Origin of the sequence: Croceicoccus gelatinilyticus (assembly GCF_018398395.1) — a bacterium.
GTDB classification, from domain to species: domain Bacteria; phylum Pseudomonadota; class Alphaproteobacteria; order Sphingomonadales; family Sphingomonadaceae; genus Croceicoccus; species Croceicoccus gelatinilyticus.
Map to the genome: position 1 here is coordinate 399,087 of NZ_JAHCBF010000002.1, position 12,478 is coordinate 411,564.

The 12,478-nt window shown below is 64.2% G+C and carries 12 protein-coding genes and 1 other RNA gene; 4 read left to right on the plus strand and 9 right to left on the minus strand.

The features are described from left to right. Positions 1-434 precede the first annotated feature (434 nt). The 4 genes from KIH45_RS05725 to KIH45_RS05740 form a co-directional block, all read right to left on the minus strand. Positions 435-1,217 (minus strand): TIGR02186 family protein, encoded by a 783-nt coding sequence (locus KIH45_RS05725; RefSeq protein ID WP_420481923.1) that lies wholly within the window; start codon positions 1,215-1,217, stop codon positions 435-437. After that, positions 1,214-2,131 (minus strand): sulfite exporter TauE/SafE family protein, encoded by a 918-nt coding sequence (locus tag KIH45_RS05730; protein WP_213175041.1) that lies wholly within the window; start codon positions 2,129-2,131, stop codon positions 1,214-1,216. The genes KIH45_RS05725 and KIH45_RS05730 overlap by 4 nt, the downstream gene beginning before the upstream one ends. Before the next feature lie 102 nt (positions 2,132-2,233). Next, positions 2,234-3,322, minus strand: a complete 1,089-nt coding sequence (locus KIH45_RS05735; RefSeq protein WP_213175042.1) for a hypothetical protein — start codon at positions 3,320-3,322, stop codon at positions 2,234-2,236. A gap of 5 nt (positions 3,323-3,327) precedes the next feature. Beyond that, the gene (locus KIH45_RS05740; RefSeq protein WP_213175043.1) at positions 3,328-4,767 is read right to left on the minus strand and encodes a glycosyl transferase family protein; all 1,440 of its coding nucleotides are present in this window, start codon (positions 4,765-4,767) and stop codon (positions 3,328-3,330) included. Between the two features lie 178 nt (positions 4,768-4,945). Here KIH45_RS05740 and nhaA point away from each other — a divergent pair, with 178 nt between their 5' ends. Further along, positions 4,946-6,160: a Na+/H+ antiporter NhaA gene (nhaA, locus tag KIH45_RS05745; protein WP_225899688.1), complete on the plus strand. Its 1,215-nt coding sequence runs from the start codon at positions 4,946-4,948 to the stop codon at positions 6,158-6,160. Between the two features lie 76 nt (positions 6,161-6,236). Here nhaA and KIH45_RS05750 read toward each other — a convergent pair whose 3' ends face one another. Both KIH45_RS05750 and KIH45_RS05755 read right to left on the minus strand, forming a co-directional pair. Beyond that, positions 6,237-6,671 (minus strand): VOC family protein, encoded by a 435-nt coding sequence (locus tag KIH45_RS05750; RefSeq protein ID WP_213175044.1) that lies wholly within the window; start codon positions 6,669-6,671, stop codon positions 6,237-6,239. 128 nt (positions 6,672-6,799) lie between these two features. Next, positions 6,800-7,534 carry a TorF family putative porin gene (locus KIH45_RS05755; protein WP_213175045.1) on the minus strand — a complete coding sequence of 245 codons (735 nt, stop codon included), beginning with the start codon at positions 7,532-7,534 and terminating at the stop codon, positions 6,800-6,802. A 288-nt stretch (positions 7,535-7,822) separates the two neighbouring features. On the opposite strand from KIH45_RS05755, the gene KIH45_RS05760 reads away from it, so the two are divergent. Both KIH45_RS05760 and KIH45_RS05765 read left to right on the plus strand, forming a co-directional pair. After that, positions 7,823-8,617, plus strand: a complete 795-nt coding sequence (locus KIH45_RS05760; protein WP_213175046.1) for a metallophosphoesterase family protein — start codon at positions 7,823-7,825, stop codon at positions 8,615-8,617. A gap of 82 nt (positions 8,618-8,699) precedes the next feature. After that, complete coding sequence (locus KIH45_RS05765; protein ID WP_213175047.1) at positions 8,700-10,010, plus strand: UDP-glucose dehydrogenase family protein; 1,311 nt, start codon at positions 8,700-8,702, stop codon at positions 10,008-10,010. Positions 10,011-10,024: 14 nt separating this feature from the next. Here the strand turns inward: KIH45_RS05765 and rnpB are convergent. The 3 genes from rnpB to KIH45_RS05780 form a co-directional block, all read right to left on the minus strand. Further along, positions 10,025-10,450, minus strand: an RNA gene (gene rnpB, locus KIH45_RS05770) — RNase P RNA component class A. A gap of 9 nt (positions 10,451-10,459) precedes the next feature. Beyond that, entirely contained in the window at positions 10,460-11,188 is a 729-nt protein-coding gene (locus tag KIH45_RS05775; RefSeq protein ID WP_213175048.1) for an N-acetylmuramoyl-L-alanine amidase, read from the minus strand. Continuing rightward, positions 11,181-11,819: a histidine phosphotransferase family protein gene (locus KIH45_RS05780; RefSeq protein ID WP_213175049.1), complete on the minus strand. Its 639-nt coding sequence runs from the start codon at positions 11,817-11,819 to the stop codon at positions 11,181-11,183. The genes KIH45_RS05775 and KIH45_RS05780 overlap by 8 nt, the downstream gene beginning before the upstream one ends. A 185-nt stretch (positions 11,820-12,004) precedes the next feature. Between KIH45_RS05780 and KIH45_RS05785 the strand changes: the two genes are divergently transcribed. Beyond that, on the plus strand, positions 12,005-12,418 hold the full coding sequence (locus KIH45_RS05785; RefSeq protein ID WP_213175050.1) for a hypothetical protein: 414 nt from the start codon (positions 12,005-12,007) through the stop codon (positions 12,416-12,418). Positions 12,419-12,478 lie beyond the last annotated feature (60 nt).

Sequence of the window (12,478 nt, forward strand, 5' to 3'; positions counted from 1 at the left end):
GCAGTGTCCGTTGCAGCCTCCGGGGACTGCGGCGGTGCGGGCGGCGCGACGGGACGGCCGCCACCGAAACCGGACGGCGGAGCGCCTGCGCCGAAACCTGCCGAAGGCGTGCCTGTGCCGAACCCGCTTGGCGGTGCGGGCGGTTCGGTGCTGGGAGGGGGCAGGTCGGGCGGCGAGGCGAAGCGCGCTTCGCCCACGGGCTTGGGAGCCTGCGCCTGCTGAGCGGCATCCTTCTCGTCACTGATCGAGCGACGTTCGCCGGGTCCTACCCGTTCGAACGGCTTGCGAAAGGGGTGACCACCGGGAAACCTGCTGCCCATATCGTTCATGAACGCGCCTCATATGCCATCATGCGAAGTTGATCTTCGCGCAGGCATCCTAGGGCGACAGGGTTAACAGGCCGCTAAATTACCGACCCGATATAACAGGTGCGATCAACCGTTGGCGAACAGGCGGCCCGCGATCCAGCCCATCGAGACCGACAGGATCACCGCGATCAACCCGTAGATGATCGGATCGTCCTGGCTGTAAACCTCGACCGAACGTTCAAAACCGCGCTTGGCAACGACGACGTCACTTGTGGCAGAGGCAACGACGCGGCCCTTTTCAACCGCGAAAGTCTCTGCCGTGTAATTGCCGGTGATCACGCTCGACGGCAAAGGGATGCGCGCCTGATACAGCACGCCCTGGCTGATCGTGACGCCGCTTTCGTCCTGCCGGTAGAGACCGCCCGACACGCGTTTGTCGACAAGGCCGCGGGCGAAATGGTCCTGTTGCTGCTGGTCGATCCCGCCGATGGGCGACAGCTGCAGCCAGTCGAGACCCAGTTCGTAGATCGCGCGCGTTTTCTCGTCGGTAATGTCGTCAAGCGGGCGCGAAGACGCCAGCGCGTAGAACGACGGGGCCGAGCGGAACGAGGCACTGTCGGCGTTGATCCACATGCCCAGCCTGCGGCGTTTTTCGCGCAAGGTGATCGGCTGACTCGGTCCTTTCAGCACGACGATGACGTCGTAGCTGGCATTCTCGCTCGCCCGCGTTCCGTCCGGCTGCAGGACCGCGCCGTAGAGCAGCAGGTCCGCGCCCGTGAAGCCCTGCCGGACGACGACTTCGTGCTGCGAAACTTCGGGCACGAGGATAGGATCGCGCTGCGCCGTGGTGCAGGCGAATATGCCCAGAAGGGCCGCAATGCGCAGGACGAGGCGGCCGCGCCGCGTCACAGCGGGACCACCGTGAAGATTTCCTCGGGCCGGTAGGTCAGCCCCACCGCCATGCGGATCGCGATCATCAGGACGAGCATCGCAAGGATGAAGCGCAGCAGTTCCGGCCTCACGTCCGAAGCGAACCGCGCGCCGATCTGCGCGCCCGAAACCGAGCCCAGCAGCAATAGCGCGGCCAGCACGACATCGACCGCATTGGTCGTCAGCGCGTGCATCATGGTCGTCGCGATGGTCGTGAACAGGATCTGGAACAGCGACGTGCCGACAACGACATTCGCGCTCATCCCCAGAACGTAGAGCATCGCGGGCACCAGCAGGAAGCCGCCGCCGATGCCCATCAGCATCGTCAGCATACCCACCGCCATGCCCAGCAGCAGCGGCGCCAGCGGCGAGATATAGAGGCCTGAGCGATAGAACCGCCAGCGCAGCGGCAGGTTGGCGACCAGCGGGTGGTGGCGGCGCTTCACCGGCGTCTTGCCCAGTTTCGCCAGCCTACCGCCGAACAGTTCGGGGATCGCCTCACGGGCCATGATCACGCCGACGCTACCCAGCACGACGACATAGAGCACGCTGATCGCGACATCGATCTGGCCCAGCGCGGTCAACAGCTTGAACAGGAGCGCGCCGATGCCGGTGCCGATGACCCCGCCCGCGACCATGACCGTGCCGATCTGGAAATCGATGCCGCCACGCTTGTGCTGATAGATTGCGCCCGAAACGCTGGCACCGGTCACCTGCGTTGCCGCAGACGCGGCCGCGACCGTGGGCGGAATGCCGTAGAAGATCAGCAGCGGTGTCGTCAGGAATCCGCCGCCAACGCCAAACATGCCCGACAACAGCCCGGTCACACCGCCCAGAAGAACGATGATAAGGCCGTTGACCGAAAGGTTGGCGATGGGAAGGTAGACGTCCATGACTTCCCGGCGGTTAGGCTGATCACCCAGTAATGCAAGAATCTTGCGGTGCTGTCTGCCCATAGTGGCAGGTTCTGCCCCGCTCAGTCGTGAAAAATTCCGTCAGAACCCTGCCGACACGGTCAGGACCGGCCCCGAGTCGGGTTCGGCCCGTCCCGCAACTCTCTGTCGCCAGTCCAGCCCGGCGCGCGCGAACAGCCCGCCACCGATCGGAAAACGCGCCGCGACCGTGGGGCCGACATCTAGCCGTTCGACGCCTTTTTGCGCCCCGCCCCATGCGCCAAGACCTGCCTCGATGCGGAAGCGGTCCAGTACGCTTGCCTCGGTCACGATCCGCAGCTGACCATCTGCAAACGAGGTCGCCCCTTTCCCGCCGACGTAGCCGATCTGCGCGTAGGCCTCGGCCTTCGCGTTCAGCGGCAGTGGAACAGGCGGCGGCCCGATCACCGCCATGGCGGCGGGCCTCACGCGGGTTTCGCTGGGCCTGAGGCGCGGATCGCCTTCGTATCGAAGCACCCTGCCCTCGACGAGCAGGTCGACCGGCAAGTCGCGCACCGGGCGGACAGCAAGTCCGGCAGCGGCTTCGTATTCAGTGTCGCCGGTCAGAACCGTCGTAACGCGAAGATAAGCGCGCGGGTCAACACTGCTTTCGGGCGCAAGGCGATAGCGCAGGACCGCGCCTGCCTGACTGGCCCCGTAAGTACCCGAACCGACCAGTGCGGCGCTGGCAGATGCCTTGTCCCGCCAAAGCACCCATGCATCGGCAGACCACCGTCGGGCGGCGCGCACGTCCGCCGGAACCGCGCCAAACGGCACCGGAGCGGGAGGAGGGGCCACTTCGGGGATGGAGGACGCAGGTGGCGCAGGTGGCAGGGTTGAGGTCGGTGTACGATTTGGGGCTCGCTCAACCATGCGGAGGGCAATCGGCGCAGGCGGCGGGCTGAAATTCGGCGCACTTACGGGTTGAACCGGCGCAAACTCCCGCGCGGCGACTTGGGCTGGGAGAGCTTCGCGGAAAGCGTCCGGCACGACTTGCGCTGCCACAGGCTCCGGTTCCACCCGTCCGGCCACGGTCGGCGGAAGGGGCAGCGGCGTTTCCAGCAGTGCATCGACCGGCCCGAAGGCCCTCGCCGCAACCCAGAACAGCATCACGCCCGCCAATGCAAAAAGCGGCTGCCCCCGTCTTGGCATGGCCCTCATGCTGCCTGCCGCTCGATCTGTTGCGGCTCAAGATGCGGGTGCCGGTCATGCTCGGTCTTGTCCCAGCGCGCCGGCTCACCTCGCAATGTCTTGATGTAGCGGAACACCGCGACACGCGTGGCGATGATCGCGATGACATTGCCGACAGGGATGCGCAGCACGGCGGGAAGCGCCTCCCCACAACCATATTCGCGCCCGACGACCACGGCGCGGACCACGGCCCGCCACGCGAATGTCGCCGTCGTCGCGATCAGCACCCAATAGACGAGAACCGGCAGGCGCCCCGCCGGATGCCAGCCCATCACGTCGGCCAGCCACAATATGCCGGTCAGCACGACAAGCAGATAACCCGCCGCCAGGACCAGTGCGACCAGCGGACCCCGCCTGTCGCGCAGCCGCATCCAAAGCTCCACCGGCCTCGCGCTCCAGCCCAATTGGTCCCAGCCGTCGAAAGCAATGCCATGCACCCAGCGCGCTTTCTGACGCACCGATGTGGCCAGCGTGCCCGGGAAATAGGCCCGCGTGGCGACAAGCGATCCGTCGCTCGCCCGAACGCGCAGGAAGCGCCCGCCCTTGCAGCCCGGCCAGTTCCCGCGCCGACCGATCAGCATGCCAAGCTCGTAATCCTCGGTCATGGCAGCCGGGTCGAAAGGCTCGCCCAGCCGGTCGCCGCTGCGCCGCTGGGCAACATGCTCCAAGGCGTCGCGTCCGAAGGCGCAGCCGACACCGGCGGCCGGAAGCCCCGCGCCAAGCCGGTCGCGGACGACCATCTCGCGCGCGTGGGCATCCGTAAACTCATCGGCGTAGTGGTTGCCGATCCACGGGGAATCGTCCCGAAGTTCAGGCCGCACCGGAATCTGTACGAAATCGGCGTCGTCCAGCGCGCGATCGATCAGGGTCAGCGCGTCGGGATGAACCAGATCCTCTGCATCGTGGAGCAGGACCGCCCGGAACCGCGTCCCGGTGCGCGCCTCGTCCTCCTGCATCGCGCGGTAGAGCCGGTTGAGGCACTGCCCCTTGGTTGTCGGGCCGGGAATTTCGTTGACGACGATGGTGAGCCGCGGATCGCCGCCGCCTCCCGCTTCCATCGCGGCGCGGGTCTCTGGATCGTTGACATAGCACCCGGCATAGACCCGCAGGTTCCGGTGCGGCCAGCGCGCCAAAGTCGCGCGAAGCATCGGGGCGATCACTTTCGCCTCGCGCCATGCGGGCACGAACAGCGCGATCGGCGCGCTCAATTCCGCGCGTGCCGGTTCCGTCAGCCGGGGCGAGCGGGCCTTGCCCGTCAGCACCAGCCAGAACCACGCCAGATCGACGAGCAATTCGTCCAGCGCGCCAAGCACGAACCAGAACCCCGCGAACAGCAAGAGTTCAAGGCGCACGCCTTCCAGCAATGTGAAGAGCGGGACTACCAGTCCCTGGGCTGCGACCCCCATATGACCCCCGTTTGACGCATCGTGTTCCCCTGGATGCGCTACTTAAGTCCATAAGCAGGCCTTGGGCGGCTTGCAACCGGTGGCAAATTGGGGAAAAGGGTGCCGATATGACCGAGGCGACCCTTATCCCCATCCGCGTGACCGTCCCCGCCGTTCCGGCCAGCGCGGAGGCACGGGCATGAAGACCGCGGCCAAGTCCATTCACATGACGCTGAAGGCCTTCTTCGACAACGAGGCGGCTTCGGGCATCATCCTGATCTTTGTGGCCATCCTGGCCATGATCGTCGCCAATTCAGGCCTTGCGCACGAATATCACGACCTGTTCCACGGCACTTTGCCGTGGACCCCGATCCCCAAGCTCAACAACCTGCACTTGTGGATCAACGATGGTCTGATGGCGATCTTCTTCTTCGTCGTCGGGCTGGAGATCAAACGCGAGGTCGTTGACGGTGCATTGTCCGACCCGCAGGCCCGCCGCCTGCCCGTCATCGCGGCAGTGGCCGGCATGGCTGCACCGGCGCTGGTCTTCATGGCCATCGTCATGGGCGAGAATGCACCCGAACTGCACCGCGGCTGGGCCATTCCGGCCGCGACCGACATTGCCTTTGCGATGGGTGTCATGGGCCTTCTGGGCAACCGGGTTCCGGCGTCGCTGCGCCTGTTCCTTCTGACCGTCGCCATCGTCGACGATCTGGGCGCGGTCACGATCATCGCGCTGTTCTACACCGCCAACCTGAAGCTGATGTGGCTTATCGTCTCGCTCGGCGTGCTGGCAGTCATGATCGGGCTCAACCGATTCCGCGTGGACCGTTGGTGGGCCTATGCGCTTCTGTCGCTGCTGTTGTGGTTCACCGTGCTGAATTCCGGCGTCCACGCGACCATCGCGGGCGTGCTGGCAGCTTTCACTATTCCGATGCGCCTCGACAGCCATGGCGACAGCCTGCTGTTGCGCTTTGAACACGCACTGCTGCCGTGGAACGCCTATCTGGTCGTTCCCCTGTTCGGTTTTGCTAACGCGGGCGTGGCACTGGCCGGCATCGGCCTCTCCGCCGTGCTCGACCCGCTGCCGCTGGCGATTGCGGGCGGCCTTGTCATCGGTAAGCAGGTCGGCATTTTCGCGGCCATCGTTGGCGCCAACAAGCTGAAGCTTGCGCCCAAGCCGCCGGGCGCGACCTGGACCCAGATCTGGGGCGTCGCGATCCTGTGCGGTATCGGCTTTACGATGAGCCTGTTTATCGGCGCACTCGCCTTCCCGGGCTATCCGCTCCTGATCGAGGAGGCGAAGATCGGCGTCCTGCTCGGCTCGCTTATCTCCGCCCTGATGGGCTTTGCGGTCCTGCGCTTTGCCAAGGGCAAGCCCGACGAGGACGAGGCAGCACCCGCCGCCGCCTGATCGGCAGTATCGCCAATAGAAAAGGGCGCGCGTTCAACCGAACGCGCGCCCTTTTTCGTTGTAACTTAGGTCCGCCTTACCAGCTGCCGGTGTTTTCCATGCTGGCCCACGGCTCCTGCGGGGGCAGTTGCCCGTCCTGCAGCAGTTCGACAGAGATGCCGTCCGGCGTTTTCACGAAGGCCATGTGGCCGTCGCGCGGCGGGCGATGGACGGTGTGGCCCGCATCCATGATCGCCTGACACGTCGCGTAGATGTCGTCGACGCGATAGGCCAGGTGCCCGAAATTGCGGCCGCCGTCGTATTCCTCAGGCGCGCTGCCATCTTCGGCCGGCCAGTTGTAGGTCAGTTCGACCTCGGCGTCCTCTTGCCCCGGCGGGGCCAGGAAGATGAGCGTGAAGCGCCCCTTCTCGCTTTCCATGCGGCGGGTTTCTTCCAGCCCGATGAGCTTGAAGAAGGCGATGGTCGCGTCCGGGTCGGTAACCCGGATCATCGTGTGCAGGTACTTGGTCATGCCCTCAAAGGTAGGCGTACCTTCGCACGGCACAAGCGCCAAAACGCATTACGGCCCGCACTCCGTTAAGAGTACGGGCCGCCCTGCGAAATCAGGCCGTCCGGCGCGACTGCGCCAGACTTTTGAAATCAGAAGCTAGCCGAGAGGCTGGCGACGATTGCATCGTCGCTAAAGTGCTTGATGCTCGGGCCCTGCGTGTCGACGTACGACAGGCCGAGATCGACGCCCATCACGCCAACCGAAGCACCGACCGACCAGTCGAAGCTGGTGCCGTCGGCCTGGGTGGCCAGGATGCCGTCGGTGTAACCGAGGTGAGCGACGAACGAGACCGGAGTTTCGGGGATGCCGAAGCCGACGTCACCGTAGAGGTACAGGTTGTCTTCGTCACCGAGCGACGACTGTTCCCAGGCGTAAGCGACACCGACGGTCACTTCGGCCGGGCCGACAGCGCCGGTCACCGAGGCGTAGGGTTCCCAGTAATCGCAGTTGCAACCGAAGTCGCCGTCTGCATCGGGGTACAGGTAAACGAGCATGCCGACGTCAACCGACAGCGTGTCGGTCAGAGCGCCGCTCCAGCCGCCGTAGATGTCGAGTTCGGTGCTGCCGTAGACCGAACCGGTTTCGTCAAGCGACGAAGCCCAGGTGCCGACGTAGAAACCGCTGGAGTGAGCGACATCGACGCCGCCCTGGATTGCGAAGTCACCGCCCGAGAGCGAGACGCCGCGGAAGCGGTAGTCGCTGACGAGTGCAACGTTAGCCGAGACGGAGATGTCGCTCTCGTCCTGGGCCATGGCCGGAGCTGCAGTGAGCGCGGTACCGGCAAGAACAGTGGCAGCGAAAAGGCTGCGGAAAGAAACGGTCATAATATATCCCTCATGGTTTCAAGGACCCTCTCCCCTTGAAACACCCTCAGCAAGGCACGTTCGTTGCGTGCTCATGTGCAGGTGCGCAATAAAACTGCTTCTGACTGCTGCAGCGCACAAGTCCAATCTTTCAGTTCCGTGAATTCCGATGACATTGTGTTGATTTTCTGCAACGGTGCCGTTGCCGCACCGCAACCGCCACCTCACATCGGGGGACGGTTAACTTGAGATCACCCCCGGCGTGCCATAAATGGCGGATCCCCCGGCCTTGGAAGTGACTTGTCGCAAGTGTTGAAAACGATTGGCAGCCTGCTCGGAAGAAAGCGCCCGCGTGGTGACGGCTCTTCGCCGGCGCCTGCGCTTCCCGATGGGCGGCGCATCTATGCCATCGGCGATGTGCACGGCCGGCTCGACCTGTTCGAACAGATGATCGAGCGAATCGAGTCCGATGATGCGTCGCGCGAAAAGGCCGATACGCTGATTATTCTGCTGGGCGACCTGGTCGATCGCGGGCCTGATAGCGCCGGCGTCATCGCCGCGGCGCGAGCGTGGCAAAACACGCGCCCGGTCAGGATGCTGATGGGCAATCACGAGGAAATGTTCCTGCGTTCGCTGAACGAGGAAGCGGCCCTGCGCCAGTTCCTGCGATTCGGCGGCAGGGAAACGGTGATGAGCTACGGCCTCACCCGCGAGGAATACCGCACGCTTCGCCATGACGAGGTCATGGCAAGGATGGAAGACCTGATCCCCCGCGAGGTGGTGGAATGGCTGGAATCGGCAGAAGACCTGATCATCGAAGGGGATTACGTCTTCGCCCATGCTGGCATCGACCCGGCGGTTGCCATCGACGCGCAATCGCCGTCGGATTTGCGCTGGATTCGCGAACCTTTCCTCAGCCACCCCGACCGGATGAACATGTGCGTCGTGCATGGCCATACCATTCGCGACGAGGTGGAAATCCACCGCATCTCCGGCTGGCCCAATCGCATCGGTATCGACACGGGCGCCTTTCGTACGGGGAGATTGACCGCACTCGGCTTGCAGGGAAGCGAGCGGTGGGTCATGGAAGCGTCGCAAACCTGAATTATCGCGCCAATTCCTTTGGCGTTTTTAATCTTTTAGCCGCGCACCGCGGCGGCATCTTGTCCTTGATGGGGGAAATTGCATGAAAATCGCGATGGTGGGCTCGGGCTACGTTGGCCTCGTGTCCGGCGCGTGTTTCGCCGATTTCGGTCACGACGTCGTTTGCATCGACAATGACCCGAAAAAGATCGAGGCGCTCGAGAAGGGCGTAATGCCGATTTACGAGCCCGGTCTGGAAGACCTTGTCGAAACCAACGTGCGCGGCGGACGCCTGTCGTTCTCCAACGATCTTGGCTCTGCCATCGAAGGTGCGCAGGCAATCTTTATCGCTGTTGGCACGCCCAGCCGCCGCGGTGATGGCCATGCCGACCTTACCTATGTCTACCAGGTCGCGAAGGAAGTCGGCGAGAAGCTGTCCGGCCCCGCGGTGATCGTCACCAAGTCGACCGTTCCCGTCGGCACCGGCGACGAGGTTGAGCGCATTCTCGCCGAAAGCGGCACCACCCATAAATTCGCCGTCGTGTCGAACCCCGAATTCCTGCGCGAAGGCGCGGCTATTGGCGACTTCAAGCGCCCCGACCGCATCGTCATCGGTGCGGAGGACGAGTTCGGCCGCGAGGTCATGAGCGAGGTCTATCGCCCGCTCTTCCTCAACCAGGCCCCGATCCTGTTTACGGGCCGCCGGACGAGCGAGCTGATCAAGTACGCGGGCAATGCCTTCCTCGCCACGAAGATCACCTTCATCAACGAAATGGCGGACCTGTGCGAGAAAGTCGGCGCCGACGTTCAGGACGTGGCGCGCGGCATCGGGCTCGACAATCGCATCGGCGCGAAGTTCCTGCACGCAGGGCCGGGCTATGGCGGTTCGTGCTTCCCCAAGGACACGCTTGCCCTGCTGAAGACGGCAGAGGACTTCGACAGCCCGGTCCGCATCGTCGAAGCCGTGGTCAAGGTGAACGAGGCACGCAAGCGCGCGATGGGCCGCAAGGTCATCGAAGCGCTGGGCGGCGCAGCCGAAGCGCGCGGCAAGAAAGTCGCGATGCTGGGCCTGACTTTCAAACCGAACACCGACGACATGCGCGATTCGCCTGCGATCGCCGTGGCGCAGGCGCTGGACGATGCCGGTGCCGTGGTGACCGCCTACGACCCCGAGGGCATGGAACTGGCCAAGCCGCTGGTGCCGTGGGTCGAGATGAAGGCCAATTCCTATGAAGCGATCGAAGGGGCCGACGCCATCGTCATCGTGACCGAGTGGGACGCCTTCCGTGCGCTGGACCTCAACCGCGTGAAGTCGATCGCCAACAACCCGCTGATGGTGGACCTTCGCAATGTCTATGATCCGGCGGACATGGCCGAAAAGGGCTTCACCTACATCGGCGTGGGACGCGGCTGAGCAGTCAGGGTAATCGCACCGAGGGGCCTGTAAGCCGGGTTCTGTGACGTGGACGGTATGCCATTACGGCACCGTATCCCCGCCGGCAGCCATTCCTCTCGGCCCTGCGTTGCCGCAGGGCTCCAGCAACCAACCCGGACGATCACGGGGCGAAACACCCCTGCCCTGCACCTTGCGGTCGGGCGCGCCGTCCCTATTCGGCCTTGCTCCGGGTGGGGTTTGCCATGCAGCTTCCGTTGCCGGTCGCCCGGTGCGCTTTTACCGCACCCTTTCACCCTTGCCTGTGCCCCGAAAGGCCATCGGCGGTCTGCTCTCTGTGGCACTGTCCCTTGCCCGCCCGAAGGCGAGCCGGCGGGCGTTACCCGCCACCCTTGTTTCGTGGAGCCCGGACTTTCCTCGGCATCCCCGTGGGAGGATGACGCGGCTGCCCGGCCCCCCGGTGCGAAGCGCTATCTAGCGAGACCGCGGTCGCGTTCCAAGAGCAATCCGAACAGGATGGCCCGGATCTCGCCATCGATCTCTCCGTCGATGCGGACGGGCCGGAAGCGGCGCTGAAACGCCTTTACCGCCGCATGACCGTCGGAAATGTCGTATCCAAAGCGTTCGAGCGCGAGGTAGAACGACCCGTCGTTATCAAACGGATCGCCCAGTTCCAGCTTTTCGGGCCGGGCCAGCGCCAGCCGGTGTTCGGCCAGCCGCTCCCAGTCGAACTTCTCTCCCGGATCGTCCTTACGCTGCGGGGCGACGTCGGAATGGCCGACGACGTTGGCGCGCGGGATGTCGTGACGCTTCACGATGTCGTTGAGCAGGCGCAGGAGCACCTGCATCTGTTCCTCGGGAAAATCCTCATACCCGTGGGTATGGCCCGGATTGTCGAGCTCGATCCCGATGCTGGCCGAATTCACGTCGGTATGCCCGCGCCAGTAGGACCGCCCGGCGTGCCAGGCGCGTTTCTCTTCCTCGACCATCTGCACGACCTTGCCTTCGCGGGTGATGCAGTAGTGCGCGCTGACCTTGCTGTCGGGGTTGCACATCTTGTCGATGGCCTCGCGCACGTCGGGCATGTCGGTATAGTGCAGCACGACCATGGTGATCGGCAGGTTGCGTTCGTCGAAATTGGGCGACGGGCAGGCCCAGTCGACATCGACGCGCGGACGGAACCGGCGCCGTTCAGGCATGAGGCAATACCGCACCGAGGACGAGGGCATTGTCGCTTTTCGCGTGTTGCACCCCTCCGCCGCAATCGGCTGCGACCAGCCGAACCAGTTCGGCAGGCGCGGTATGTGCGTTCAGATCATCCATGGCCACTTCCCCGTCCAGTGCCCTGCCAACTTCCGCGTCGAAGGCGATCCGCATGCCTTCGGAACGGATGGCGATTTCGTGTGCGCTGCCGCTGTCCTCGACCGCAATGGTCACCGTGCCGCCGCGCGGCAGCGCCTCGATCGCGAGCAGCGCGAAATTCAGGAGGACCTTGACCGCCGCCTTGGGCAGGCCTTCGACGCCGATGGTCCATTGAACTTCGATGTCGCGACCTTCGGCGGCCAGCGCATCGACCAGTTCGGTAAGGTCGGTGATGGGAAGCTGGGCATCGAACCCGCCAGCCGCGCCGAAGGCAAGGCGGAAGAACCGCAGCTTCGTCGCGGTGCGCCGTGCGCCCTGCGCCAGCAATTCGATGCACTGTTCGCGCATCACCGGATCGGTTTCGTCGGCCAGAAGCTCGATCCCGTTCGACATGCCGCCCACGGGCGAAAGCAGGTCGTGGCACAGGCGCGAACACATCAGGTTAGCCAGCTGGACCGGATCGCTCATCGCGCGATGCTCCCCATGTCGGGACGTCGGGTGAGGCATGCGGCGGATCGGATCGATGTCATAATCATGTGGCGATATTCCATAGCGCCGCCATCGAAGCTAGGAAAGCCGGGTAAGGAAAGGCTTTTACCGGGCCTAAACCATGCCTTGCGCAGTATCGCGGAACTTTCGGGGGGAAGATTTCGATGCGGTTCAAAATTGCACTGGCGACAACGGCCGCGGCGTGCCTGCTTTCGGCATGTGGCGACAGTGCCACAATGGAGAGCGAACGGCTCGACAATATGAACCTCACGCCCGAACAGCGCGAGGTCGCGCAGTCCTTCATCATCGGCATGAAGAAGGACACCGGAATGCCCATGCTGCGCGGGCGGGACTACGGCTTTGCAGGGTGTTACGCCAAGCGCGTGCAAATGCCCGTGAACCTAAAGCGCGCGCACATCGCCTACCTTTCCGACTATGCGCAAGCTGACGAGGACTACTACGCCTTCTTCGCCCGCATGAACGTCGGCGAGGAAGCGGCCTGGGACCTGTTCCAGAGGTACGAGGCGGCGGAACAGCAGTGCTCTGCCGGGGCGATGGTCAAGCAGATGCTCGACTAAGTCTGTCGGTCAGCGGTCCCCGACTTGCGCCGAACCGAAAGTTTCTAATTTATATCAGAT

What these genes read in the sequence shown, in the direction of transcription:
- KIH45_RS05730 (WP_213175041.1), bottom strand. Translation starts at nt 2,131, where the DNA reads ATGGACGTCTACCTTCCCATCGCCAACCTTTCGGTCAACGGCCTTATC.
- KIH45_RS05735 (WP_213175042.1), bottom strand. Translation starts at nt 3,322, where the DNA reads ATGCCAAGACGGGGGCAGCCGCTTTTTGCATTGGCGGGCGTGATGCTG.
- KIH45_RS05740 (WP_213175043.1), bottom strand. Translation starts at nt 4,767, where the DNA reads ATGGGGGTCGCAGCCCAGGGACTGGTAGTCCCGCTCTTCACATTGCTG.
- nhaA (WP_225899688.1), top strand. Translation starts at nt 4,946, where the DNA reads ATGAAGACCGCGGCCAAGTCCATTCACATGACGCTGAAGGCCTTCTTC.
- KIH45_RS05750 (WP_213175044.1), bottom strand. Translation starts at nt 6,671, where the DNA reads ATGACCAAGTACCTGCACACGATGATCCGGGTTACCGACCCGGACGCG.
- KIH45_RS05755 (WP_213175045.1), bottom strand. Translation starts at nt 7,534, where the DNA reads ATGACCGTTTCTTTCCGCAGCCTTTTCGCTGCCACTGTTCTTGCCGGT.
- KIH45_RS05765 (WP_213175047.1), top strand. Translation starts at nt 8,700, where the DNA reads ATGAAAATCGCGATGGTGGGCTCGGGCTACGTTGGCCTCGTGTCCGGC.
- KIH45_RS05775 (WP_213175048.1), bottom strand. Translation starts at nt 11,188, where the DNA reads ATGCCTGAACGGCGCCGGTTCCGTCCGCGCGTCGATGTCGACTGGGCC.
- KIH45_RS05780 (WP_213175049.1), bottom strand. Translation starts at nt 11,819, where the DNA reads ATGAGCGATCCGGTCCAGCTGGCTAACCTGATGTGTTCGCGCCTGTGC.
- KIH45_RS05785 (WP_213175050.1), top strand. Translation starts at nt 12,005, where the DNA reads ATGCGGTTCAAAATTGCACTGGCGACAACGGCCGCGGCGTGCCTGCTT.